This is a genomic window from Mycobacteroides chelonae CCUG 47445, assembly GCF_001632805.1.
Taxonomy (GTDB): Bacteria; Actinomycetota; Actinomycetes; order Mycobacteriales; family Mycobacteriaceae; genus Mycobacterium; species Mycobacterium chelonae.
In genome coordinates this window covers 2,958,039-2,982,495 of sequence record NZ_CP007220.1, presented here as the reverse complement: position 1 = coordinate 2,982,495, position 24,457 = coordinate 2,958,039, and the positions used below count along the sequence as shown (strand labels likewise).

The following is a 24,457-nucleotide window of genomic DNA, read 5'->3' as shown; positions in this document are numbered from 1 at the left end:
CGCGGTTCGGTATGGATACTACCAGTAGTACTCAGAGTACTAATATGAATCGCCAGGTCAGACGTCAATGGAGACGTCTCAGGAAGGAGTTCCGTCATGGCTGTTGTCGAGCAGGGCCGGCGAGGTGTCGCGGCGCGCGAGTTGCCCAAGGTGCGCCGGATGAACTTCCGGTTCGGTGATCCGGCCCCCATGAAGAAGCACTACGTCGAGGGCGACATCGTCTTCAGTCACTTGGTGTCGCTCCTTTCCGGCGCGTTTCCTCCCGGCGAGGAATCCTTCATCAGGTCCGTGCGTAACTACGCCGACCAGATCACCGACCCGGTGTTGAAGAAGCGGGTAGCGGGCTTCATCGGGCAGGAGGCCATGCACGGCCGCGAACATCGCAAGCTCAACGAGCAGATCATCGACATGGGCTACCCCTTGGTCCGGATCATGAATTTCGAGGAGGGCAGCCGACGCGAGAAGTTCCTCATCGCGCTGGAGAAACGTGCACCCAAGATCGCGCATCTGGCCATGACGGCGGCCGCCGAGCATTACACGGCGGTGCTTGCCCAGCGGGTGCTCTCCAGTGCTGAGCTGCAAGAGATTCCGATGTCCGCCGAGGTGCACCATCTGCTGAACTGGCATGCCATGGAGGAGATGGAGCACAAGTCCGTGGCCTTCGATGTCTATCGCTCGGTGGGTGGCCCGGAGTCAGTGCGCATTGGTGTGATGTCGCTGATTTGGGCGGGCACGCTGCCCTTGATGACGCTGGCCGTCCTGGCATCGATCCTCACCGATCCGAGCGGATGGAAGCCGCTGGCGGTGCTGCGGCAGACCATCGATGTGTACCGAGGCCCGCTGGTCAAGGGTTTGATGCGCGATATCGCTGAGTACATGCGGCCTGGATTTCATCCGGACGATGTGGACACCGAGGAGCTGCTCGAAAAGTGGCAGGGAATCCTTTTCGGTTCCGAGGGTGAGCTGAATGATCGACTGCCGGGCCGTCGCGCGGTGGGCCAGTGACAGCCGAAGCCATCCGAGTCGCTAGTAGCGATGCCACCGGGAACACCGTCCTGGAGGTCGAAATCTACGGCAGCACACACATTCTGGACTGGCCACCGGGTAAGAAGCTGCTCGACGTGTTGTTGGATGCGGGCATCGACGCGCCGTACGTGTGTCGCGAATCCGCCTGCGCCACCTGCATGTGTTCGGTGCAATCGGGCAAGACGCGGATGCTGATGAACGAGTCTCTCATCGACAGCGAGGTGGCCGAGGGGTTCACGCTGGCGTGCCAGACGCTCCCGGAATCCGATCGGGTACACATCTTTTTCGATGCGTGAGCAAGATCCTCGTGCGTTGTGGCGCACCCGTGAAGGCGCAGCCGGGCCTTCACGGGTGGGCATGAATCAGCAGGGATAAGCTGAGGATCTGCTGATCGGATGAGGTGGATCGACTATGGCGACATTTGACCTGCTGGTGCGCGGGGGCCTGGTGTTCGACGGGACGGGTGCGCCCGGCCAAGTGCTGGACGTTGGGGTGCGCGGCGGCACAGTGGTAGCCATGGCACCGGATCTGTCCAGTGCCGAGGCCGACGAGGTCATCGATGCCCAGGGCAAGTGGGTCATTCCCGGCATGGTCGACGTGCACACCCACTACGACGCCGAGGTGCTGGTCAGCCCGGGACTGGGCGAATCGGTGCGGCACGGTGTCACCTCCGTCATCTACGGCAACTGCTCGATGTCCGCGGTGTACGCCGACCCCGAAGATGTCGCAGATCTATTCGCCCGGGTGGAGGCCCTGCCGTGGGACGCTGTTCACTCGGCGCTCAAGGAGCACAAGGATTGGGACGGGCCACGCGGGTACCGCAAGTTCATCGAGTCACTTCCGTTGGGCGCCAATGTCGCAACGCTGATCGGACACTCTGATATCCGTGCCGCGGTCATGGGACTTGCGCGGGCAACCGACTACGACGAGCGCCCCACATCCGAGGAACTGGCGCGGATGCGCACCATGGTGAGCGATGCGCTCGACGCGGGTTTCGTCGGCTTGTCCACCGACCGGCTGCGGTTCTCCAAGCTGGAGGGCACTCGGTTCGCCGGTCGACAATTGCCGTCTACCTATGCGACCTGGCGTGAGTACGGCGCACTGTATGACGTGGTGCGCCGGCGTGGCGCCGTGGTGCAGTCGAATCTCGACGTGGAGAAGCGGCCCGAGACCGTCATGCACTTCCTGCTCAGTGGTGCCCGCCCGTGGCGTCGCTCGCTCAAGACAACCCTGCTGGCGGCCTTCGACCTGAAAAGCAACAGGTCGGTGATCAAGCTTCTCAAGGCGGCCACCGGTGGCCTCAACCCGCTGCTGCGCTCCCGGGTGAACTTCCAGCTCCTGGCGGTGCCCTTCCATTTGTATTCCGACGGTATGGATTTGGTGATCTTTGAGGAGTTCGCCTCGGGCACGGCGGCATTGGATATCCGTGATCAGCTCCAGCGCGTCGACCTGATCAAGGATGAGGGATATCGTCGCCGGTTCCGCAAGGAGATGGCCCAGAAGTACGGAGTGGTGGCCTGGAACCGCGACATGTACGACACCGAGATCGTCGGATGCCCCGATGAATCTGTGGTGGGCAAGTCGTTCGGTCAGGTGGCCGATGCGCGCGGGGTCCAGCCCGTGGACGCCTTCCTGGACCTGGTGTCCGAGTACCCCGGAAAGGTGCGCTGGCATACCACGATCGCCAATGACCGAACCGATGTGCTCAACGAGGCCATCAAGTACCGCCATTTCCAGCTGGGTAACAACGACTCCGGGGCGCACCTGCGCAATATGTCCTTCTACAACGCGGGGCTGCGGTTACTCAAGCGCGTCAAAGAGGCGCGCGAGGCAGGTAAGCCGTTCATGCCGTTGGAGGCCGCGGTGCATCGGCTCACCGGCGAGCTCGGCGAATGGTATGGATTGGACGCGGGGTGCCTGCGTATCGGCGACACCGCCGATATCGCGGTGATTGACCCTGCGGGCCTTGATGATTCGCTGGAGGATTACCACGAGCAGTACATGGAGGAGTTCGGGGTGTCCCGGCAGGTGTGCCGCAACGACAAGGCCATCGCGGCCACGGTTGTCGGTGGCCAGCGGGTGTACTCCTATGGCACCTTCGTCGAGGGCTTCGGCAGTACGGTCAAGGCGGGCAGGTTCCTCGCCACGAGCTAGCCGAGCCAGCCCATGTTCTTCCCGAACGTCTGGGCGGCGGGGGATAGCGAACCCAGCTCGCTGCTGCGCTGCACGTAACCCTGGATCGCCGTCATGAACTGCATGGGGTTGTAGACGTCTTCCTCGTTGGCCCACTGGTAGTCGCCTGCGTAGCGAAAGATGCTGATATTTGTTGCTTCCCAGATACTTCCGTCGCCCGGGTCCCTCATCCGGTTGACCAGCTCGCAGATGACCCAGCCGTGATCCTCGTCGACGACGTGCCAGTTGGAGAAGTAGTGCGGCATCTCAGCCCCGGGGAACTCCGACATGGTTTGGACCATGGACTCGCGGATGGCCTCCCGGCCCTCGAAGGTGCCATAGGTCGGTTCGATGTAGCTGGCGTCCTCGGCGAAAAGATCCGCATACTTGGCCCACTCGCCCTTGGGGCCTATCTCATCGACCACCCGAAGGTGATGGTCGAACATGCTCTGCAGCTCGTCGCGTGACCACTGTCCCATGGCGGGACCCTAACACCACCGTTCATTCCGAATCCGGGCTTTCGGCGGTATCAAATCGGAATTGAAAGCGGCGCACAGAAATTCGTGCGGCTACAGCAGTCCGAGCTGCCGCAGATCCGTGGCGTACTTGACGATGAGCTCCCGGGTGAGGTGGGGAATATCGGTGTTCTGGGAGGTCTGGACGCCCTCGCGGAATCTGATCGCGGGGAGGAATGCGCCGTTGTGTGCGTGCTGCGGATACCGGTACGCGTGCAGTAGTGGCAGCAGGGAGTGCTGCTTTTGTTTTTCGGGCAGGCCGCGGATGGCGGTGTCGAAGCGGTCGAACCAGTCGCCGTAGTTGTCGATGCGCTGGATGGGATATCCGGCGTCGATGAGCCAGTCGACGAAGTTGTCCAGCGAGATACCGTCAGAATGCGGGTTCACGGAGTCGTACGTGTGGAAGCTTTCGGAAGCGGCGACCGTGATGCCGAGGCAGGTAATGGCCGACGCCGTGAAATCGGCGGGCAGCCCGTCATAGTGGGCAAGTGGGCGTTCGCCCGTTGCCTGTGGCTGGTAGAAGGAGCCGGGTGCGATGCCGGTGGCGATCAGGCTCAGGATGAGGCGGGTGAATTGGTCGGGGACGTTGAGCTGGCCGGTGTAGTGGCTGTGGGCCAGGATCATGTCGGAGCGGAACACCGCGACGGGCAGGCCGCACAGGTCGTGCGCCTCCCGCAGCAGCACCTCACCGGCCCACTTGGCATTGCCGTACCCGTTGGCGTATCCCTCGTCGAGGGGCCTGATCGCACTGATGGTGCGGATGTCAGAGTCCTCGTCGAATACCTTGGGGTCCACCGAGATCGCCACGGCGACGGTGGACAGGTATGTGACGGGTTTGATTTTGGTGGTCAGTGCCAGTTTGATGATTTCCGCGGTGCCAACGACATTCGGGCCGAACAGCTGGTTGTAGGGCAGCACGTGGTTCACCAGGGCTGCGGGGTGCACGATGACGTCCACGGTGTCGGCCAGGCGTTGCCAGGTGTCGGCGTCCAGTCCCAGGTTCGGGTCACCGATATCGCCGGCGAGCACCTCCAGGTGCTTGTCGGCCAGTGTGCGGAAATGCGTCAGCAGTCCGGCGTCGCCACTATCGAACGCCTCCTCCAGGCGCTGGTAGGCGGCGTCGGAGTCCTTGCCGCGGATGACAGCGATGAGCTTGCCGCCGGTTTTATCCAGGCGCTCAAGCCATTCCAACGCTAGGAACCGTCCTAGGTAGCCATTGGCTCCGGTCAGTAACACGGTCTGCGGGGTCCCCGTCGCTCTCGGGAGTGTGGGGGCGGCGCGCAGGGTGGCCTCGTCGATGAACTTGTCCAGAGTCAGGTCGGCGGCACGGATTTCGGTGTGCCCGGCGCCGTGCACCGTGTCGGCGGTGGGCCGGAGTGATCCCGATTCACGGTGCTTTTCGATGATGCTCGCGATGGCCGCCACATCGTTGGCGGCACTGACGATGACTCCGACGGGAACCTCGACACCGAAGATGTCCCGCAGTAGATCCGAGAAGGACAGCGCCGAAAGAGAATCGCCGCCGAGGTCGATGAAGTGCGAGTCCGGGCCCACCTCGGCTACGGATAGGCCCAGCAGTGCTGTGACCGCACGTTGCACGGTCTCAAGGACCGGCTTGCCCTCGTGTCCGGCGGCGTGAAGTGCTTGTAGTTCGAGCGCCTGGGCACTCGCGATATCGGAATACAGCTGTTCCAGACGGGCGCCGTACTTCTCGTGCAACTTCGGCCGGGCCAGCTTGGCGATACCGGTCAATAGGCCGTTGGCGGCGGTGAACGGTTCGGTCTCCACCAGGAAGTCGCGCGGTACCTCGTATGGCTGCAGCTGGGCTTCGCGGGCGACCTGCTGTAGCGACTCGGCAATCAGGCGTTTGAGTAGTTCGTCATCTCCATGGCTTTGGTCGAAGGCCTCGGCGGTGGGTACCACCACGGCCAGCAGGTAGGACCGTTCGCTACTTCCGTAGACACAAATCTGTTGCACCAGTGGACTGTTGGCGTACTCGGCTTCGAGGTTGGCGATCGCGACGAACTCGCCTTGCGACAGCTTGATCACGTTGTTGCGCCGGTCCACGATCTGGATCTTGTCGGGTTCCAGCTCGGCGACAATATCCCCGGTCTTGTAGTAACCGTCCGGGTCGAACACATCGGCGGTGACGTCGGGACGCTTGAAATAGCCGCCGAACACTGACTCGGCTTTCACCAGCAGCTCACCTCGCGGGTGCGGCTTGTCGGTGGAGAAGTAGCCCAGCTCGGGCACATCGACGAGCTTGTAGTCGATGACGGGGGGACGTTGGATGCGTCCGTTCCGGACGATGACTCCGGCCTCGGTGGAGCCGTAGCCGTCGGTGATGCGGGCGTCCAGGCAGGATTCGATGAATGCCGCCAGTTCTTCGGATAGTGGTGCTGATCCGCAGACGATTGTCAAAACGCGTCCGCCGAAAAGGTTTTCACGGATATCGTTCTTGACTTCGGCATCGAGGGTGGCCAGGTCGGCCGCGGAGTCCAGCCCCGCACGGCGTTCGACTTCGTTGCGGTATCGCTGAAAGAGCATGTCGCACACGCGGGGAACGAGCGTCACCACCGTGGGCCGGGTGAGGGTGATGTCTTCGAACAGGGTGGACATATCGCTGGATGCCGCGAAGTACGCAAGACCACCACAGGCCAGGGCCGTGACCAGGCTGCCGCGTCCCATCACATGGCTCATCGGCATGAAGTTGAGGTTGATCAACGGAATCTCGGCCTTGGAGCTCAGGGTGTCGGCCCTCAGCCATGGTTTGGCGACCATCTTCTCGGTGTACGTCGCGCCCTTGGGGGTGCCCGTGCTTCCAGAGGTATAGATCACCAGCGCCAACGGGTCGGTGCCGTCCTCGGCGGTGAACAACGGCGCCTCGGGAAGGGCACGACCGTGCCCGATCACCGCGGACATCACCTCGACCGAGATCGGTAGGCCGGCCTCGGCTATCCGATGTTGCGCCGACTCGACACTGTCGCGCTGCGCATCGACACCGGGGTGGTAATCGAAGACCGTGATATGCCGCAGCGACGGCGTGACGAGCGCTGATTCTATTGCCGCATCGAGTAACTCGGCGCTCACCGCCAGTACCGAAGGCTCTGATTCGGCGAGGATTGCGGTCCAGTTCGATGCGGCCGCGCTGGTCTGCAGCGGTACCGCCACCGCGCCAAGATGGATGCACGCGAGATCGACTGCGGTGTAGTCGACGCTCGTGAAGCCGAGCATCGCGACGAAGTCGCCCGCGCGCACCGGAGTGCTCGGGTCGTGATGCCACGCCGAAGCCAGTGCGCGGGCCATGCCCCACAGTTCCCCGTAGGTGATGGTCTCGAACTCAGGTAGGGGACGAAGTGCCGACCGACCTGTCTCATCGGTGATGAGTTCCTGAACCCGGTGCCCGAGGGCCGGCCGATCGGCGTATCCATCCATGATGGTGGCGACTACCTGGGCGAGCCGCAGACCGGGCGCGGCGACCGCGGCGTCTACCGCAGTATCGGGTTTGGCGGCCCGGAACTGTGGATCCTCGGTGAAGAGCCGCCTGACACGGTCAACCAACCGCTGACGACGTGCTTCCTTGGTATTGGCAGCGGTGGCTTCGATCGTCATATCGGGCAGCTTACGAAACCCTGGATTCTGTAAGTGCGCGGGCTCACCTGGACCTACAGGAGCCCGAGCTGTTCCAGGTCCGTGGCGTACTTGACGATCAACTGCTGCGACAGATGCGGAATGTCCGTGGTGCCGTCTTGCCCGACCGGACCGATTCCGGCGGCTTGCACCGCGTGCTGGAAACGCTTGGCCGGAACCACGCCGTGGTCGTCGGCGCCGGAGGGCTGCTCGAACGCGTGCAGTAGTGGCAGCAGGGAGTGCTGCTTTTGTTTTTCGGGCAGGCCGCGGATGGCGGTGTCGAAGCGGTCGAACCAGTCGCCGTAGTTGTCGATGCGCTGGATGGGATATCCGGCGTCGATGAGCCAGTCGACGAAGTTGTCCAGCGAGATACCGTCAGAATGCGGATTGACGCAGTCGTAGGTCACATACGCCTCCGGGCCCTCCGGCACCTGAGTGCCCAGCGTGGTGATCGCCTCGGCGGTGAAGTCACCCGGTAGCCCGTCATAGTGGGCGCGTGGGCGTTCGCCCGTTGCCTGTGCTTGGTAGAAGGAGCCGGGTGCGATGCCGGTGGCGATCAGGCTCAGGATGAGGCGGGTGAACTGGTCGGGGACGTTGAGCTGGCCGGTGTAGTGGCTGTGGGCCAGGATCATGTCGGAGCGGAACACCGCGACGGGCAGGCCGCACAGGTCGTGCGCCTCCCGCAGCAGCACCTCACCGGCCCACTTGCTGTTGCCGTATCCGTTTGCATACAGCTCGTCAACGGGTCGCACCGCGCTGATGAGCCGGATGTCGGACTCTTCATCGAAGGTGCTCGGATCGACGTACGCCGCGACCGCCACCGTCGACAGATACGTGACGGGTTTGATCTTGGTGGTCAGTGCCAGTTTGATGATTTCCGCGGTACCAACGACATTCGGTCCAAACAGTTGCCGGTAGGGCAGCACGTGGTTCACCAGGGCTGCGGGGTGCACGATGACGTCCACGGTGTCCGCCAGGCGTTGCCAGGTGTCGGCGTCCAGTCCCAGGTTCGGGTCACCGATATCGCCGGCGAGCACCTCCAGGTGCTTGTCGGCCAGTGCGCGGAAATGCGTCAGCAGTCCGGCGTCGCCGGTGTCGAACGCTTCTTCCAGGCGGTGGTAGGCGGCCTGGGCATCTTTGCCGCGAACGATGACGATCAGCTTTCCGTCTGTTTTATCCAGGCGCTCAAGCCATTCCAACGCCAGATAGTGGCCCAGGTAACCGTTCGAGCCGGTGAGTAGCACGGTCTGCGGGGTCCCCGTCGACCTCGGGAGTGCGGGGGCGGCACGCAGAGTGGCCTCGTCGATGAACTTGTCCAGGGTCAGGTCGGCGGCACGGATCTCGGTGTGCCCGGCACCGTGCACCGTGTCGGCGGTGGGCCGGGTACCGCCTGAATGACGTTGCTCGTCAATGAATTGCGCGACACCGCCGAGGTCGTTGGCCGCGCTGACGATGACACCGACGGGAACCTCGACACCGAAGATGTCTCGCAGTAGATCCGAGAAGGACAGAGCCGAGAGCGAATCGCCACCCAGATCGGTGAAATGTGCGTACGCGGCGAGCTCGGCCGACGAGACGCCGAGCAAGGCCTGCGCGGCCTTGAGCACCGTCTCCAGCGCGGGCTTGTCGGGATCGACGCTGTGCAGCGCGCGCAGCTCGGCGGCCTGCTGTTCGGCGATGTCGGCGTACATCTGTTCCAGACGATCGCCGTAGTGCGCCTTGAGGTTCGGGCGAGCCAGCTTGGCGATACCGGTCAGCAGTCCGTTGCCCTGGGTGAACGGTTGCGGCTCGATGATGAAGTCGCGCGGGATCTCGTAGGACTGCAACTGCAGCTCTCTGGCGATGTCCTGCAGGGATTCGGCGATGGTCGCCTTGAGTGCCGTCTCGTCACCCTTGGCGGCGGCGACGGCCTGAGGTGTCGGTACGACGACCGCCAGCAGGTAGGACCGCTCGCTGCTGCCGTACACGTAGATCTGATGCACCACTGGACTGTTGGCGTACTCGGCTTCCAGTGTCGCGACCGCGACGAACTCGCCCTGGGACAGCTTGAGAACGTTGTTGCGGCGATCGACGATCCGGATGTTGTCATGCGCGAGCTCGGTGACGATATCGCCGGTCATGTAGAAACCGTTCTCGTCGAAGACGCCCGCGGTTACCTCGGGGCGCTTGTAGTACCCGAGGAACATGCCGTCCGTCTTCAGCAGCAGCTCGCCCCGTGGATGCGGCTGGTCGGTGGAGAAGTAGCCCAGCTCGGGCACATCGACGAGCTTGTACTCGATGACCGGGGGCCGCTGCACAATTCCATCGCGGAACACCATGCCGGCCTCGGTGGATCCATAACCGTCGGTCAGATGAAGCTCGAAACAGGACTCGATGAACTCGCCGAGTTCATCGGACAGTGGCGCCGAGCCCACCATGACCGCCAGCACGCGGCCACCGAAGAGGCTGTCGCGGATCTCGGCCTTGACCTCTGCGGCCACCGTGTTGGCATCGGCAGTGTGAGCACCGGCCAGCCGACGGTCCACCTCAGTCTGGAACCGCTGGAAGACCATGTCGCAGACACGGGGGACCAGGGCAAGAGCTGTGGGACGAATCAGCTCCATGTCTTCGAAAAGTGTTGACATGTCGCTGGATGCGGCGAAGTACCCGAGGCCACCGGTGGACAGAGTGGAGGTGAGTGTTCCGCGGCCCATGATGTGGCTCATCGGCATGAAGTTCAGGCCGATCATGGGCAGGTTTTCGGTCCCGGCCATGACGTCTTCGCGAATCCACCAGCGGCGCACGATGTTTTCACTATGCATGGCGCCCTTCGGGGCCCCGGTGCTGCCGGAGGTGTAAATGAGCAGTGCCAGCGGATCGTCGCCGGGGGAAGGCGCGTAGAGCGGTGCCGCAGGAAGGTCCGCGCCGCGGGCGATCACCGCATCGAGCGTTTCGATGGCGACACCGGTGCCCGCAAGCCGGGCGCCGGCGGCGTCGAAGGCCTCACGTTGCGCATCGACTTCAGGGGTGTAGTCGAACACCACGACCTGTTTGATCGAGGGGGTCGCGAGTACGGATTCCAGTGCAACGCCGATCAATTCGACACTGACGGCGAGGGTGTTGGGTTCGGCCTCGGCCAGGATGGTGGTCCACTGTGAAGCCGGCGCGCTGGTCTGCAGCGGCACCGCCACCCCGCCCAGAATCATGATCGCCAGATCCAGCACGGTGTAGTCGATGCTGGTGAATCCGAGGGTCGCCACCAGATCGCCGCCCTTGACCGGGTGGGCTGTGTCATGGTGCCACGACGCGGCGACGGATGTTGTCCGGGACCATAATTCACCGTATGTGGTGGTTTCGAAACGGGGGAGCAGACGCTGGATGGTCCGGCCGTCATGGTCGGTGACCAGTTCACGTGCCCGCTCGCCCAGCGCGGGGCGCGCGGCGTATCCGGTCATCAATGTCGCGATGGCTTCGGAGAGGTGCAGACCGGGGCGCAACACCTGCTGGGCGACCGCGGGGTCGGGCAGGGTGTCGCGGAATTGGGGATCGCTCTCGCGCAGATTCTCGATACGACGGGTCAGCTGCTCCAGCTGCAGGTCGGTGTCGTTGTTCACGGTCATGGGCAGCCTCACATCAACAGAGTGTTCTTAGGAAGTCTAAAAAGTAGATTACCTAAACTAACGATATATCCAGATATGGTATTCCTCACAATCGTCCGCCAAGGTCGGGGACGCAAACTCGTCAGATGAGTTGACCGTGAGGCGGTTGCGCAGGAAGTGTGCGATGCGTGGCATAACCGTGCGCGACCTGCAGGGAAGTTGGCGTGGTGGCGCGGATGGTGGTTGCTGCTAGGGAAATGTGCGGAGGCGACTACCTAGCGCGCGGTACGGGTGAACTCCACGATGTCGCGCCACCGGCTTCCGGTAGCCGAGGCGAAGTCGAAGCCCTCTGGTTCGGCCAGGGCCCGCAGCTCGGAGATGCCGAGGCGATCGGGGTCGAGGAAGATTTCCTGGAAGATCAGCCGCCCGCCGGGTTTGAGTGCCTTGTGCAGTGAGCGGATGCACGCCGTCTTGTCGGGGACTTCGCCGATCACGCTGGCGAGGAACGCAACGTCAAAAGACTTGTCCGGGAAAGGAAGTCCATTGCTGGCATCGCCCGAGTGAAATTCCGCGTTCCGGTACCCGGCCCGGTCGAGTTTGTGTTTGACCTTGTCGAGCATCTCGGACTGTATGTCGAACAGGTCGAGGTGGCCGGCGGGGAGTCGCGGGGCTATCTGAACACTGAAGATCCCCGGACCAGGGCCGATCTCCAGCACCCGTTCGTCGCCCCGTAGTGCCAGCCGCTCGGCCACGGCTGCCGGATTGACGAACTTGCGATGAATCGGATTGTCGAGAATGAATGCCGCCTGGTGCGGAAACGGAAAGTCGCCAACCCGGCGTACCTGGCGTACCACGGTGTCCATCCATGTCGTAGGCATGAACTAAGGGTACCCTTACCTGGGTCGCGATGGGGCTCTCGCTAGTGGTGGCCACCACCACTACTGCTGCCACTACTACTGCCACCGCCGTATCCGCCACCGCTGCCGCCGCCCGCACTGGGTGCTTGCGTCGGAGTGCTGTAGGTCGGTGCCTCCCGTGTGGGCGCTTCGCGGGTGGGTGCCACGGTTTCAGGGGCCGATGCGCGCGACGGCTGTGTTTCGCGCTCGACGGGTGTCTGCTTCGCCGGCGCCTCGGCGGTTGGCTGCGGGGCGGGTTCTGTCGTCCGCGGGGCAGGTGCCTCGGACGATGGCGCTTCGTACGTCGGCGTGCTGCGTTGCTTGGTGGGCTCAGGCGCGGCGGACGGTTCGGCCGTCGCCGATGGTGGAGGTGTCGAGACCGTTTCACGTGGCGTAGACGTCGCCGGTGTCTCGTGGGTCGGAGTGGCCGGCGTGCTCGCCGGCGCGGAGGTCTCGTCCTTCGGGGTGGTGGGTGCCGGAGCCACAGATGTGGTGGAGGGGGCCGGTGCACTGGTCGTGGCGCCGCCCGGAGGCCCCGATGTCGGCGTCGGTTCGTGTGACGGTTCGGTGGAGGGTGCCGGGCTCGTCGTACCGGAGGTCGCACGCGGCTCCGAGGAGGGTGCAGGAGTCAGGGGCGGGACCGTAGGCAGCGACGGGGGAGTGAAGTCCTCGGGTACCAGCTTGGGTGGTGCGGTAGGTGCGGGCACCGTCAGTACCGGTGGAGCGGAAGGCTTTACGTCGACGGGTGATGTCGATGTCGGTGACTTCTCGGGAGCCGGAGCCGGGGCTGCGAGCTCCTTACTGAAGTTTCGGACCGACTTGGTCGAGAGGTCCTTGATGAGATCTTGCGACGGGCGGGCGGACTTGTCCTCGGTCAGGAATTGCGCCAGGGACGCATCGAGGTTCACCACGGGTTCGGCCAGGGCCGGGCGATCGGTGATGCGGGCAACGGGCGACCAGTCACGCTCCAAGGGGTTGTCCCAGCCGCGATTGAGATTCCAATCGCGGTACTCAGCGGGGTTGATTCCATGGGACTGGTCCCAGAGATTGCGGCTGTACACCGGGTTGGTGTTCTGGAATTTCCAGTCGTAGTACTGCCGATACGGGTGGTACCTGTCGTACCAGGCCTGGTCGCGAGGGTCGTCGTCGCGGAACTGGCCCCACTCGTTGCGCCCGTCACGATCGCGACCGTCACGGTTGTAGCCCGACCAGTTGTAGCCATCCCAGTTGTAGCCCGCTCGGTCATAGCCCCACCGGTCATAGCCCCACCGGTCATAACCCCAACGGTCGAACCCCATGAAGTCGTATCCGTATCGGTTGAAGCCGGATAGCCCCCAGTTGAACCAGTCCAGGACGTTGTATCCGTACAGCAGCGACCACGACGGGTCGTAGCCGCCCAGATCGAGCAGGTTGGGCGTCAGGGGTGGGGCGACGGGAGCCGGCCAGTCGGCGACGGGATCGACCGGAATCCCGGGAGGCGGCGGAGTGGAGTAAGACTGCGGCGCATTGGGAACGGGTGCGCTCGCTGCGGCCGCATATCCCCAGCTCGGCGGCGATGATGCCGGTGCGGCGGGTCCCACGTTGGCGGCCAGATTCGCGTCGGTGTTCACCTCCGGAGGCGCGGGCAGTGCGGGAAGCTGCTGGGCCTGCTCGGGGGTGTACTGGCGTAGCTGCTGCGTCAGTTGCAGATAGAGGTTCTGCAGAGTGGTGCGCTCATTGGAGGCGGAGATGAATTCCAATCCCTGTTTGGCCTCGTTGAGCGAGGTTCGGGCTTCGGTGAGTTGATCGGGCGAGGGTTGCTTGCCGGTGCTCAGGATGTCCTGAGCGTTCTTGAGTGGGGCGACCACGGCACGTATCGCGACGTCTTGGGAGTGGCCGGTAAAGACGGTTTTGTTCAACGCCCACAGTGAATCGCCGGGCTCGGCGCCGTAGGCCGCGCCCATAAGCACCGCGACAAGCAGGCCGATCAGTGTCCCGAAGGCCGCCGCGCGCAGCTGCGGCTCGCCGGGCACGTACTTGCCCCACCGGTCGTCCGGTTCGGGATGTTCCTCGGGGTTCTCCCAAGCCCGCATCGCCGTGTCCTCGACGGGAGGCGGAACAATCGTCATGTCAACCCTCTGCACTACCGGCGTCCCTGTCACGTCGGGCAGGGACAACTATCAGCACTAATAGATACCGAACTCTAGGTATTCCATCGCCAGGGTAGTCATGGTCGTTACCGATTCTCAGTAGTACTGCATGTCTGCCGTCAGCGATGTTGGGACGCAATCAGTCTCGGTACATCGCCCACAGGGTGGGGCCGTCGGACACCGGTTTGATCTCATCGACGACCTTGAATCCGAAGCGTTCGTAGAGCGGGTTGTTGCGGATGTTCGAGCTCTCCAGATACGCGGGCCCCTCGAGCTGGTCGATCTGGTGTTTGAGGAGTTCGGACCCAATGCCTTTGCCGGGGATGGCGGCGCCGATGGTCGCCAGATACCAGTGCGGGTGTGTGGGACGGACGGCGGCAGCGGCACGCGCCAGGGCAACACCACGCACCACGCCCAGCCGGATCGCTCCGAGTAGCAGCGGGATGGCCCGCATCCGCTGTGCGGCGGGCGGCTCCCAGCTCGGCGGATCCCAATGGGCGGCTCCGACCGCCACGCCGTCTTCGTAGAGCAGGTACTCGCCCTGACCGGAGCCGTGCAGCGCCAGTGAGATGCCACGGAAGATGGCCACGTCTCGTCGGGGATCGGAGTTCACCCATCGGACCACGGGATCCTCTGCGAATGCCGTGGCGATCACGCGGTGGGCAACGGCTTCATTGGTGGAGTCGATGTCTCGGATCTCGCGGGTCATATGTGTTCTACGAGCCCGGGGCGCTGAAGGTTCCCGATTAGGTGTCGGTGTGACGCATCACGAGGGCGGCCGCGAGCGCGGTGGCGACCAGGAGCAGCGTCGACACCCCGGCGACCGCATGGATTCCATCCGTCCATCCGGTTCTGGCGAGCTCGGCCGCGGCGGCGCCGGCCTCGCCGCCGAGATCCTTGGCGCGCGCCATGGCCTGCCCGAGTGTCTCGTGCATGTGGGTGCGTGCGGCGAAGATCGCCGAGGCGAGGGCGCCGAACAGCGCGAGCCCGAAGGCGGTCCCGAGCTCAAAGCTCATCTCCGAGATTCCCGTGGCCTGCCCGGCGCGCTCGGTCGGGGCGGCATTCAGCGCCACCGCCGAAACGAAGGTGAACATAACGCCGGCTCCGGCGCCGACGATCACCGTTGCCGCGATATAGACGCCGACCGGCCCGTGGGGGCCCAGCGCGAGCAGTACCGCGTTGCCCACGGCCATGGCCAGCAGAGACGTCACGAATGTCCAACGCTCACCGAGTAGCCGTTCGATGCGTGCGGCGTCCATCGAGAAGTAGGCGACGGTCAGCGCCATCGGCAGTCCCAGGAACGCGGCGGCCAGCACGTCGAAACCGAGCACCGACTGCAGGTAGAGCCCGGTGAGGTAGGTGGTCGCACCGAAGGTGGCCATCGCGGCGATGGTGCCGACGATTGCCACGGTGAAGGTCCGATTGCGGAACAAGTCGAGTGCCAACAGCGGATGCGGATTCCGCATCTGCTGGCGGACGAATGCCGCGAGCGTCAGTACGCCGATAGCTCCGGTGATCGCCACCACAGGCGAAAAGCCATGTGTGGCCATGGCTTTCACGGCGTAGACAAAGGTCATGATGCCGACCATGGACAATGCGACGCCGGCGAGGTCGAACGGCTCCAGCACCGGGTTTCGGTATTCGGGGATGAGTGCGTTCGCGGTGAGCAGGAGCACGATCAGCACCGGGACGTTGATGAGGAACACCGAGCCCCACCAGTAGTGATGCAACAGCAGGCCACCGATGACGGGGCCGACCGCCGCACCGAAGGAGAACGCTGCGGCCCAGATGCCGACCGCGAGCGCCTTCTGGCGCGCATTGGGGAACATGACACCGATGAGCGCCAGGCTGGCGGGTAGCAGGGTGGCTCCGCCGACACCCATCAGGGCGCGGGCCGCGATCAGGGTCAGCGGTGTGGGTGCGAACGCCGCGATCACCGATGCGAGACCAAAAAGCGTCGCCCCCCACAGCATGAGGCGCCGCCGGCCCCACCGGTCACCCAGATTGCCCATGGTGATCAGCAGACCTGCGAGCAGGAATCCGTACACGTCCAGGATCCAGAGCTGCTCGGCCGCGGTCGGGTTGAGTGACTCGGACAGCCGTGGCATCGCCAGGAACAGCACCGAGACATCCATGGAGACCAGGAAGACCGGCAGTAGCAGGGTCGCGAGCCCGAACCAGGTACGGCGTCCAGCGCGGGCGCCTTCGGGCGTCGCGTTTTCGGTCGCTGTGCTCTTGCAGCTGGTCATGGGGTATCGCTCCGGATGATATTTGTGTGCGTACGGCGTACGCAGTAGACTGGGTACACTGTACGCAAATTGACGAAGGTGGTCAATCGAGTTATGACAGGAGTGCCGTGACCGATCCGCGTCTAACGCTGGAATCGATTGTTGCCCAGGCTATTACGATCGCCGACTCGGATGGCTTGGCCGGTGTCTCCATGCGCAAGATCGCCGATGCCCTCGGAGTGGGGGCGATGTCGCTGTACCGTCACGTGGCCGACAAGGATGCGCTGCTGGTCGAGATGACCGCTGAGGTCACCCGGCGATTCGCCTATCCCCAAGAGATGATGGGCGACCCGGACTGGCGTACACGGGTACGCGTCGCCGTCGAGTACGACTTCAATCTGTACAGCACTCACCCTTGGGTGCTGTTGGCGTACGCGGTGCCGCGCAACGGCATGCAACCCGAAACTCTGGTGTGCTTCGACTGGTTACTGGAGACCTTCAGCCACCTCGGGGTCCCCGTACCCGAGGCGGCGGAATTGGCGTTTCAGGTGTGGAGCTATTCGCAAGGCGTCGGCCTGGGTGCGGTCGGCGGGCAGCTTGTCTCCCCGGGTGCCCGCACCGACTTTTCGGGTTTGTCGGAACTGATCGATGGCAACGTCGGTGTACCGGAGTCCCCGCGACTGGCCGCGCTGGTGGGGGTGGGTGACCTGCCGCAGGTGACCAATCCGCGCGAGGTGATCGTCAAGGGCGTCGAGATCCTGTGCGACGGCATTGCCCGGCGCTACGCGTCCCTATAGATAACCGGCGATGATCGCCGCTTCCTCACGCAGCTGGGCGGCTGCCTCGGCCTGGCCGAGCACGTCGTAGCGTGCGGCTTCGGTGGCCCGGTCTTCGATCTGCGCGTGCAGAATCGCGCGAACATCCGCGGGGGAGAGCACCTTACGGGCCGCCTCCGCTGATCCGAGACCGCTTGCCGCGCTGGCGATATGAGTGTTGTTCTGCACTGTCTGTGTGGCACCGTCCACCGACTCGGCGTTGTCGATCGCGGCGATCGCCGTCCGTAGTGCGCTGACGGCCAGGCTGTCGCGGGTCTTCATCGCTACGGAGAGATCTGCGCGCATGGTTGAGCGCAGCACGAAGGGGTCGTGGTTCGATGTCATGAGGTCTGGAGCCTATGGGGTGGCGAACGGTATCGGCCACCGAATAACCGGCGGCGCCACTGTGGTCAGACGAGGCCGACGCCGTCCTCGTACTCCACGATGTCGACTGTCGAGACCGCGCCATCGGGCATCGCCAGGATCCATCGTTCACCCGAAGCGGTGCTGGGATCCTCGATATCGAAGAGCACCCGCTGGCGCAGTTCACGGGCGATGGCCTGCGCCACCGCCTCGTGAGACCGAGTCACGGGCACGTCGGGCGCCGCGATGATGCACAGCCCCATCCTGAATCCATCCGTGTACTCGGTGATCTGAACATATCCCTGCGGGTCATCGATGGTGTGGCCGTCTGACTCCAGTGCGCATCCGCTTGCCCTGGCGCAAGCCGCCACCACCGCCGCCTCAGAGGCGGCTCGCTCCACGAAAAAGTTCATGTAGCTCGGGTCGTTCACGGTTAGTGCCCGAGGTCAGGCGTCGTCATCGCGTGGCTCGTCATCGGAGTTGTTGCGCCACTCCGAAAATCGGCGGCGTACGTCGCTGGCGACGTCGGTGACCCCTTGTCCGACGACATTCACGACGCCATCGAGGGTGGAGCCGAAGTTGCGTAGTGCGGAGATCAGCGGATCAGTCGATGAATCGAAATTTTCTTTGTATGACCTTGCCGCGGAACGGAAATCAGAACCCAAGTCGGACTGTACGTCGTCTTCGCGCCGCGGGTAGTTTCCGCCGAGTATCGCGCCATATTCGCCGCGGTCGATCCACTTACTCAGTTCGGCGGCCCGCAGCACCGAGAAGGGGTGCGATTGCAATTCCAGGTTGAGCAATTTGAGCACGCCGTCACGCATGTCCCCGGTGCGTTCGTACTCGGCGGCCTGCGCCAGGAAGCGCTGCGTATCCATCTCGTCGAGGCGTGACCCGCCGGCCAGCTTCATCTCCACGCGGATCGCGGTATCCACGTCTTGCCCGCAGAGCATTCCGGCGCGGTCGCCGGAGAGCTCGGACTTGCGCTGCCATTCCATGAGCGCGGCGACGACGGCGCGCAGCGCCCACCCGCCGATCGGCATCCAGCCGAGATTCCCGGCCAGCCGCATCAGGTGCAGCAGCATCGTGCGATACACGGCATGCCCGGACAATGCGTGCCCGAGTTCGTGGCCGACGACGAAGCGCAGCTCCTGCTCATTCATCAGGTCCAATAGGCCGGAGGTGAGCACGATGAACGGTCGGTCCATCCCGATGGTGAACGCGTTGGCGTACGGCCCTTGAATGACATACAGCTCGGGGATTTCGGGGGCGTCGAGGATGCGGGCGCAATCATTGAGGGTGTCATTGAGCGAGCTGAACTGACGGTCGTCGACGCGGATGGCGGTGGCCAGGTACATCAGCCGATGCTGGCGTTCGCGCAACAGTGCGGCCAGCGCCTTGAGGACGGTGTCGAAGCCCTTAAGGCTGCGCAATGTTTGCAGAGCGGCCCGGTCCGCAGGGTGCTCCCAGGCGCGGGTGCTAATTCCGGGAAACTCGATATAGGTACGAGTGGGCAGATCGGACATGGCATTCAACCTATCTGGTTACCTTATTAAGCGCGCGGATCCGGCGACATCAGGATATGCGGCAGCTGTTAGCGGATACCGCGCAGGCAACGCTGGTGCCGATGTCATGTGTCCCCCCGAAATGCTTCTTGTTAGGTCAGACGATTGCGCATTCGTTTTGGTTCCCGCCAGGCCTATCCGTTCCTGCTCCGCAGCTCCTTCTGGTACCACTCCGACTTACTTCTCACCGCGTCCATCAACGTCGGGTACTGGCCGATCCCGTTGGGTCCGTCACCGCCAAGCTCGAAGACGGTGCCGGGTTCGTCACTGAAGTATGAGTGGGCAACGGCGATGGTCATGACGTAATCGTCCTCAGTGCCGAGGACGGGAATCAGTTGGTTGAAGGAATGGGCGCCGAAGTATTCGGGAGTCAGCGACGCGCCTTCGATGTACGCCTTCATGCCCTCCCAGTTCTTCGAGCCGGGCATCGAGTCCGCAAATGAGAACAAGTCATCGAAGCCGCAGAAAGAGCGCAGGCCGTTGGAGACCTGGAGCAGCTCCCGGTGATCGGCGTCGAGGTACAGGCCTCGCTGGCGTTCCTGTGCGCGGATGTCTTTGCGTGTTGCCGGCTGGAGCGGGCCGGGAAGGTCGTACACCGGGTCCTTGTCGTGCAGGGCCTTCTGCTGGTCGGCGAGCATCGCCACGAGTGAGGACCATTGGTCGTGCCGGGCTGAGCTACTGGGGGACACGCACGCGCACAAGAGTGCGGAGATGAGAAAAACTGTCGCGCTGAATCGCATACGGCCCCCAGAGCTCGCACTTAGCGCAAACGATAGCAAACATATGTCCTGAGCGCGGCTGTTATGGGTGCAGGACTGTACGTGACCAGACGGTCACGTTGGTGCGGCGCTGCTAGGGTCCTATTCGATGCCCACACCGCCCACATTCGTCTCCGCGATTCCCCGGTCGGTGGTACTTCGGCTTGTGCCGTTGGCTGGGTTCATCCGGTTCGCAGTGGTGGGCGCGTTGACGTTCGTCCTTACTACTGGTCTGTACTTCGCGCTGGAAGCTTCTGTACTGCAAACCAAGCCAGTGACCGCGTTGACGTTAGCCACCATGGTGGCGACGGTGGTGTCGTATGTGCTCAACCGGGAGTGGTCGTTCGCCGAACGTCGTGGGAGGGCGGCGCATCACGAGGCGTTCCTGTTTTTCGGAATCAGTGCAGTGGCGGTGGGAATCAACCAGATCCCCTTGGCGCTGTCGCGTTATGCGCTCCATCTGCAGGTTCCTCATGTGCAGCCGGTGACGGAGCACGTTGCCGACTTCGTCAGCGGGTCACTGATCGGCACATTGCTTGCAACGGCATTTAGGTGGTGGGCGTTCCGGAAATGGGTTTTTCCCGAACTGCAAGGCGCCGTAAATAATTCGTCGTCCTCGGCCAGCTCCGAGTTCGGCGCTACTGAACCGATCACGTCAGTGTCGTAGGGGAGCGGCGCTCCATTTTCTCGTCTGCGGTTAGTGGCCCGAGCCCATCTTGACAACAGGCGGTGCCAACCTGATCATTGGCCAGGAGTTGACAGGTGTCAGCTACTGCGGTGCGAGTAGTTGGAGAGGTCGTATGCGGGCGGTCAGGCGCATGATCAATGTTCTTACGAAGCCGGTCGGGCTCAACTACCCGTGGACTCCTTCTCTGGCCGAGCGGGTGAGCGGTCGGACGGTGTTGATCACCGGCGCCTCCAGCGGGATCGGGCGGCGACTGGCGGAAAGGGTCGCAGAGGCCGGGGCGATTGCGATTGTCACCGCACGCCGGGCCGGCGAGCTCGACGACGTCGTGCTGGGAATCACCGCGCGGGGCGGTGCCGCGCACGCCGTTTGCGGCGATTTGTCGACCGGTGACGGTGCGGGAGCGGTGGCCACCGAGGTGCTCGAACGCTTTGGTGCGCCGGATATCTTGGTGTTGAACGCGGGGCGGTCGATCATGCGGTCGCTCGCGGAGTCCGAACACCGGCTGCATGACTACGAGCGGACCGTGGCGATCAACTACCTCGGTGGTGTGGGCCTGGTGCTGCGTCTGATGCCGGGCATGCGCGCCCGTGGCTCAGGGCATATCGTGCACAGCTCGTCGATCGGCGTGCTGGGTAACCTCCCCGAATTCTCCGCCTATGTCGGATCGAAAGCGGCCATGGACGCGGTGCTGCGCATCGCAGGCATCGAAAGCCGAGCCGACGGAGTCCGGGTCACTAACATCCACCTACCGCTTGTCGCGACGGACATGATCGCTCCGACCGACTGGAGTCAATATGCGTCGCTGACTTTGGAGGAGGGGGTCGACATGGTCGTCGATGCGATCCGGCGGCAGAGCCGCGAGGTCAACAACCCGCTGGGCACCTTGTACCGGGATTCGTATCGAATCCTCCCCGGGATCGTCAGCCGGGTGCAGAGCGATTACTACCGTTGGTATTCCGGCCGTGGCGGGGGTGCGGATACTCCTGCGGAAGTGATATCGGGCCCGTTGGCGGTAGACCCCAACTGAGTCCTTCGCGTCGATATACTCGCCGACTTATGGACAGCGCGCCTACGACCCTCTCGGTGCCGAGCGGGCCTGCTGAGCAGCCGGGTGTGGACGCACCTGCCCACCCCGACAAGCTGGACGCCTCGCTGCTGCGGATCGCCGGCATATGCGGTCTGGCGAGCGTGATGGCCTTCTTGGACAGCACGGCCGTCACTGTTGCCCAACGCACGTTCGTCACCCAGTTCGGGGCCAGTCAGGCGATGGTCTCCTGGACCATCGCCGGTTACATGCTTGCCTTCGCGACGGTGATCCCGATGAGCGGTTGGGCAGCCGACAGATACGGCACCAAGCGGCTGTTCCTGGGCGCGGTCCTGGTGTTCACGATTGGCTCACTGCTGTGCGCGGTAGCGCCGAATATCTTGCTGCTCATCATTTTCCGTGTCATTCAGGGCGTAGGTGGCGGCATGTTGATGCCGTTGAGCTTCATGATCCTGACCCGAGAGGCGGGCCCGAAGCGCCTTGGCCGCGTTGTCGCGATAGGGGCGGTTCCCTTCTTGCTCGGCCCGATCGGTGGGCCCATCCTGGGCGGATGGCTGATCGGCACCTATGGCTGGGAATGGATCTTCCTGATCAATCTGCCGATCGGATTGAGCGCTTTTGTATTGGCGGCGCTCATGTTCCCGAAAGACCGTCCCGAGCCCTCCGAGAAGCTCGATGTCGTCGGAGCGCTGCTGCTCTCACCTGGCGTGGCCACGTTGCTTGCCGGAATGTTGGCGATACCCGGCCGTGACAGCCTCGCCGACCCGCATGTCCTGCTACCCATAACTATCGGTGCCGCATTGATTTTCGCCTTCGTGGTGCACACCAGAAACCGTGCGTCGCACCCACTCATCGACCTGGGGTTGTTCGAAAACCCGGTGGTGCGGTGGGCCAACATCACCCAGTTCGCCTTCGCCGCCACATTTGTCGGGGCCGGGCTGCTTGTGCCGAGCTACTTTCAGGTGGCTCTGCATCAGACGCCGATGCAGTCCGGGATGTCCATGGTGGCCATGGGAATCGGTCTCGTACTGACTGTGCCGCTGGCAGGGGTGTTCATGGACAAGCGCGGCCCGGGCACGATCGTCTTGATCGGGCTGCCCCTGATCGCGGTGGGCCTGGGGGTATTCACGTACGGAGTCGCGCGGCCCGAGGGCCACTCAGCGATATTGCTGATCGGATTACTGATCATGGGGATGGGTGTTGGCTGCACATCGACACCGCTTTCGGCGGCGTGCGTCCAGTCACTGGCGCCGGCGCGGGTGGCACGGGGTACCACGCTGCTGAGCGTCAACGACCAGGTAGGGGGGTCGGTTGGGGCCGCGTTGATGGCAATGCTGTTGACCACTCAGTTCAATCGTGTCGGAGGTGGAATTGAGCTGGATCCGATGGCGGTATCGGGTGGCGAAACCAATACCCCTGGAATGGCGGCTGGCTCGCCGGTGAACTCGCATTCAGATTTTGCGAGTGATGCATCTCAATTGCTCTCACACGCGTACACAACGGTATTTCTTGTCGCCGTCGCATTAGCGGCCGTCACCGTCATCCCGGCGATCTTTCTACCGCGGGCAGTGGTGGTAAATATCAACCCCTAAGGTGTGCGGCGCTTCTTGTTCACCCGCGGGCAATTGGGCGGCCAGCGACGGGGTGCTAGGGTCCTTGCGCGGCTTAGGGAAGGCTTGCATAACCTGAGAAAACCCTTAAGCTGATCTGCCAGTGGTGTTCAATTGTGGGCTCAAGCCCCTGACCAGCGCTTAAAAGCTAAGGGGTCGTGTAATGCGCGTCGTGTCGTTTGGGTATCAGGTCTGGGGTTACCGGACTTTGCAGGCGTTGATCGATCTGGGGCATGAGGTGGTGCTTGCGGTCACGCATCCCTCTAGCGAGGAAGCGTATAGGGCGATTTGGTCGGCGCCGGTTGATGAGCTTGCGCGTGAGCACGGTATTCCGGTGCATGTCACCACGCGGGTTGATGCTGAAACCATCGAATTGGTTAAGGGCGCCGAGCCCGATGTCATTGTGGTCAATAGTTGGTACAACCGGATGCCGGTGGAACTTTATGATTTCCCGCCGCATGGCACGTTGAATTTTCATGATTCGTTGCTGCCGAAATTCACGGGGTTCTCGCCTGTGTTGTGGTCGTTGATCAGTGGTGAGTCTGAGTTCGGGTTGACGGTGCATCGGATGGATAGCGGTTTGGATACCGGTGACATTCTGGTGCAGCACTCCCTGCCGATCGGTCCGGCTGATACGGGCACCGAGTTGGTGTTGCGGGGGATGGATCTGATTCCGGGGGTGTTGGCTGAGGCGCTGGGTGCGCTGGAGTCCGGGGAGGCGCTGTGGCGTCCGCAGAACAAGGCCGAGCGAACCTACTGCCATAAGCGTTCGGAGCGTGACAGCGCGATCGATTGGAGTTGGCCGGCCGAGGATCTGGAGCGGTTTGTGCGGGCGTTGTCGGATCCGTATCCGCGGGCGTTCACCTTCTATGACGGCGGGCGTATCGAGGTGTTGGAGGCGCGGATTTCCGAGGCGCGTTATGGCGGTACGCCGGGGCGGGTGATCGTGCAGGAAGAAGGTGGCGTGGTGGTGTGTGGCGCTGATGCCTACCGCGTGGGTAACCGCGGGCTGGTGATCACCCGCATCCGAGACGCCGACGGCAACGAGCACAGCGGCCACGAGTACTTCCGGCGCGGGGGATATCTCAACAGCAACACCTGACCCCCAGGCGGTAGAACCGGTGCTGCTCGGCAGGCTCGCAGCGCCGTCGCGCTCAGATCGTGATGATGAGGAAAATCGATGCAAACCAACCCCTTTGACGATGACAATGGCAGTTTTCTCGTTCTGGTCAACGACCAGGAGCAGCACAGCCTTTGGCCGTCCTTCGCCGATGCGCCGGCGGGCTGGCGCGTGGTCTACGGCGACGCGGGCCGCGCGGCATGTCTTGAATACATCGACGAACACTGGCCCGATATCCGGCCGAAGGACCTGCGCCAACGACTCGCGTAGAGGACGTGTCCGCCCAGCGCGACAAGTCATCTCAACGCTGACATTTCAG

The 24,457-nt window shown here is 63.4% G+C and carries 20 protein-coding genes; 9 read left to right on the top strand and 11 right to left on the bottom strand.

Going from position 1 to position 24,457, the window contains the following annotated elements:
* The first annotated feature begins 96 nt into the window (after window positions 1–96).
* The 3 genes from BB28_RS14600 to BB28_RS14590 all read left to right on the top strand — a co-directional run bounded on the left by BB28_RS14600 (window position 97) and on the right by BB28_RS14590 (window position 3,180).
* Entirely contained in the window at window positions 97–1,005 is a 909-nt protein-coding gene (locus tag BB28_RS14600) for a metal-dependent hydrolase (protein ID WP_046254025.1), read from the top strand.
* Complete coding sequence (locus BB28_RS14595) at window positions 1,002–1,322, top strand: 2Fe-2S iron-sulfur cluster-binding protein (RefSeq protein WP_046254024.1); 321 nt, start codon at window positions 1,002–1,004, stop codon at window positions 1,320–1,322. Before BB28_RS14600 ends, BB28_RS14595 begins: the two co-directional genes overlap by 4 nt.
* 115 nt (window positions 1,323–1,437) lie before the next feature.
* The gene (locus BB28_RS14590) at window positions 1,438–3,180 is read left to right on the top strand and encodes an N-acyl-D-amino-acid deacylase family protein (protein WP_046254023.1); all 1,743 of its coding nucleotides are present in this window, start codon (window positions 1,438–1,440) and stop codon (window positions 3,178–3,180) included.
* Here the strand turns inward: BB28_RS14590 and BB28_RS14585 are convergent.
* The 7 genes from BB28_RS14585 to BB28_RS14555 form a co-directional block, all read right to left on the bottom strand.
* Window positions 3,177–3,677, bottom strand: a complete 501-nt coding sequence (locus BB28_RS14585; protein ID WP_046254022.1) for a nuclear transport factor 2 family protein — start codon at window positions 3,675–3,677, stop codon at window positions 3,177–3,179. The genes BB28_RS14590 and BB28_RS14585 overlap by 4 nt on opposite strands.
* A 90-nt stretch (window positions 3,678–3,767) precedes the next feature.
* On the bottom strand, window positions 3,768–7,325 hold the full coding sequence (gene car / locus BB28_RS14580; protein ID WP_046254021.1) for a carboxylic acid reductase: 3,558 nt from the start codon (window positions 7,323–7,325) through the stop codon (window positions 3,768–3,770).
* Window positions 7,326–7,378: 53 nt separating this feature from the next.
* The gene (car, locus tag BB28_RS14575; protein ID WP_046254020.1) at window positions 7,379–10,942 is read right to left on the bottom strand and encodes a carboxylic acid reductase; all 3,564 of its coding nucleotides are present in this window, start codon (window positions 10,940–10,942) and stop codon (window positions 7,379–7,381) included.
* 254 nt (window positions 10,943–11,196) lie between these two features.
* A complete protein-coding gene (locus BB28_RS14570) occupies window positions 11,197–11,784 on the bottom strand; it encodes a class I SAM-dependent methyltransferase (protein WP_046254019.1) in 588 nt (195 codons plus the stop codon).
* 56 nt (window positions 11,785–11,840) lie between these two features.
* The gene (locus BB28_RS14565) at window positions 11,841–13,925 is read right to left on the bottom strand and encodes a hypothetical protein (protein ID WP_046254018.1); all 2,085 of its coding nucleotides are present in this window, start codon (window positions 13,923–13,925) and stop codon (window positions 11,841–11,843) included.
* A 160-nt stretch (window positions 13,926–14,085) separates the two neighbouring features.
* Entirely contained in the window at window positions 14,086–14,655 is a 570-nt protein-coding gene (locus tag BB28_RS14560; protein WP_030093739.1) for a GNAT family N-acetyltransferase, read from the bottom strand.
* Between the two features lie 37 nt (window positions 14,656–14,692).
* A complete protein-coding gene (locus tag BB28_RS14555; RefSeq protein WP_046254017.1) occupies window positions 14,693–16,195 on the bottom strand; it encodes an MFS transporter in 1,503 nt (500 codons plus the stop codon).
* 107 nt (window positions 16,196–16,302) lie between these two features.
* Between BB28_RS14555 and BB28_RS14550 the strand changes: the two genes are divergently transcribed.
* Window positions 16,303–16,971, top strand: a complete 669-nt coding sequence (locus tag BB28_RS14550; protein ID WP_064393513.1) for a TetR/AcrR family transcriptional regulator — start codon at window positions 16,303–16,305, stop codon at window positions 16,969–16,971.
* Here BB28_RS14550 and BB28_RS14545 read toward each other — a convergent pair.
* The 4 genes from BB28_RS14545 to BB28_RS14530 all read right to left on the bottom strand — a co-directional run bounded on the left by BB28_RS14545 (window position 16,966) and on the right by BB28_RS14530 (window position 19,561).
* Window positions 16,966–17,334, bottom strand: a complete 369-nt coding sequence (locus BB28_RS14545) for a GatB/YqeY domain-containing protein (RefSeq protein ID WP_046254016.1) — start codon at window positions 17,332–17,334, stop codon at window positions 16,966–16,968. The genes BB28_RS14550 and BB28_RS14545 overlap by 6 nt on opposite strands.
* A 65-nt stretch (window positions 17,335–17,399) precedes the next feature.
* Window positions 17,400–17,783 carry a hypothetical protein gene (locus BB28_RS14540; protein ID WP_126315412.1) on the bottom strand — a complete coding sequence of 128 codons (384 nt, stop codon included), beginning with the start codon at window positions 17,781–17,783 and terminating at the stop codon, window positions 17,400–17,402.
* Window positions 17,784–17,798: 15 nt separating this feature from the next.
* Window positions 17,799–18,878: a M48 family metallopeptidase gene (locus tag BB28_RS14535; RefSeq protein ID WP_046254014.1), complete on the bottom strand. Its 1,080-nt coding sequence runs from the start codon at window positions 18,876–18,878 to the stop codon at window positions 17,799–17,801.
* Window positions 18,879–19,051: 173 nt separating this feature from the next.
* Window positions 19,052–19,561 (bottom strand): SMI1/KNR4 family protein, encoded by a 510-nt coding sequence (locus BB28_RS14530; protein WP_191985234.1) that lies wholly within the window; start codon window positions 19,559–19,561, stop codon window positions 19,052–19,054.
* A gap of 223 nt (window positions 19,562–19,784) precedes the next feature.
* Here BB28_RS14530 and BB28_RS14525 point away from each other — a divergent pair, with 223 nt between their 5' ends.
* The 5 genes from BB28_RS14525 to BB28_RS14505 all read left to right on the top strand — a co-directional run bounded on the left by BB28_RS14525 (window position 19,785) and on the right by BB28_RS14505 (window position 24,408).
* Entirely contained in the window at window positions 19,785–20,342 is a 558-nt protein-coding gene (locus tag BB28_RS14525; protein WP_046254012.1) for a GtrA family protein, read from the top strand.
* A 133-nt stretch (window positions 20,343–20,475) separates the two neighbouring features.
* The gene (locus BB28_RS14520; RefSeq protein WP_046254011.1) at window positions 20,476–21,390 is read left to right on the top strand and encodes an SDR family NAD(P)-dependent oxidoreductase; all 915 of its coding nucleotides are present in this window, start codon (window positions 20,476–20,478) and stop codon (window positions 21,388–21,390) included.
* A 29-nt stretch (window positions 21,391–21,419) separates the two neighbouring features.
* Window positions 21,420–23,000 carry a DHA2 family efflux MFS transporter permease subunit gene (locus BB28_RS14515; RefSeq protein ID WP_046254010.1) on the top strand — a complete coding sequence of 527 codons (1,581 nt, stop codon included), beginning with the start codon at window positions 21,420–21,422 and terminating at the stop codon, window positions 22,998–23,000.
* A 181-nt stretch (window positions 23,001–23,181) separates the two neighbouring features.
* The gene (locus BB28_RS14510) at window positions 23,182–24,120 is read left to right on the top strand and encodes a methionyl-tRNA formyltransferase (RefSeq protein ID WP_046254009.1); all 939 of its coding nucleotides are present in this window, start codon (window positions 23,182–23,184) and stop codon (window positions 24,118–24,120) included.
* Between the two features lie 78 nt (window positions 24,121–24,198).
* The gene (locus BB28_RS14505) at window positions 24,199–24,408 is read left to right on the top strand and encodes an MbtH family protein (protein WP_030093729.1); all 210 of its coding nucleotides are present in this window, start codon (window positions 24,199–24,201) and stop codon (window positions 24,406–24,408) included.
* Window positions 24,409–24,457: the final 49 nt, after the last annotated feature.

Bases quoted from the DNA above. Each gene is read 5' to 3' on its own strand.
- BB28_RS14600 (WP_046254025.1), top strand. From the start codon at position 97: ATGGCTGTTGTCGAGCAGGGCCGGCGAGGTGTCGCGGCGCGCGAGTTG.
- BB28_RS14590 (WP_046254023.1), top strand. From the start codon at position 1,438: ATGGCGACATTTGACCTGCTGGTGCGCGGGGGCCTGGTGTTCGACGGG.
- BB28_RS14585 (WP_046254022.1), bottom strand. From the start codon at position 3,677: ATGGGACAGTGGTCACGCGACGAGCTGCAGAGCATGTTCGACCATCAC.
- car (WP_046254021.1), bottom strand. From the start codon at position 7,325: ATGACGATCGAAGCCACCGCTGCCAATACCAAGGAAGCACGTCGTCAG.
- car (WP_046254020.1), bottom strand. From the start codon at position 10,942: ATGACCGTGAACAACGACACCGACCTGCAGCTGGAGCAGCTGACCCGT.
- BB28_RS14570 (WP_046254019.1), bottom strand. From the start codon at position 11,784: ATGGACACCGTGGTACGCCAGGTACGCCGGGTTGGCGACTTTCCGTTT.
- BB28_RS14565 (WP_046254018.1), bottom strand. From the start codon at position 13,925: ATGACGATTGTTCCGCCTCCCGTCGAGGACACGGCGATGCGGGCTTGG.
- BB28_RS14560 (WP_030093739.1), bottom strand. From the start codon at position 14,655: ATGACCCGCGAGATCCGAGACATCGACTCCACCAATGAAGCCGTTGCC.
- BB28_RS14555 (WP_046254017.1), bottom strand. From the start codon at position 16,195: ATGACCAGCTGCAAGAGCACAGCGACCGAAAACGCGACGCCCGAAGGC.
- BB28_RS14545 (WP_046254016.1), bottom strand. From the start codon at position 17,334: ATGACATCGAACCACGACCCCTTCGTGCTGCGCTCAACCATGCGCGCA.
- BB28_RS14535 (WP_046254014.1), bottom strand. From the start codon at position 18,878: ATGTCCGATCTGCCCACTCGTACCTATATCGAGTTTCCCGGAATTAGC.
- BB28_RS14525 (WP_046254012.1), top strand. From the start codon at position 19,785: ATGCCCACACCGCCCACATTCGTCTCCGCGATTCCCCGGTCGGTGGTA.
- BB28_RS14520 (WP_046254011.1), top strand. From the start codon at position 20,476: ATGCGGGCGGTCAGGCGCATGATCAATGTTCTTACGAAGCCGGTCGGG.
- BB28_RS14515 (WP_046254010.1), top strand. From the start codon at position 21,420: ATGGACAGCGCGCCTACGACCCTCTCGGTGCCGAGCGGGCCTGCTGAG.
- BB28_RS14510 (WP_046254009.1), top strand. From the start codon at position 23,182: ATGCGCGTCGTGTCGTTTGGGTATCAGGTCTGGGGTTACCGGACTTTG.
- BB28_RS14505 (WP_030093729.1), top strand. From the start codon at position 24,199: ATGCAAACCAACCCCTTTGACGATGACAATGGCAGTTTTCTCGTTCTG.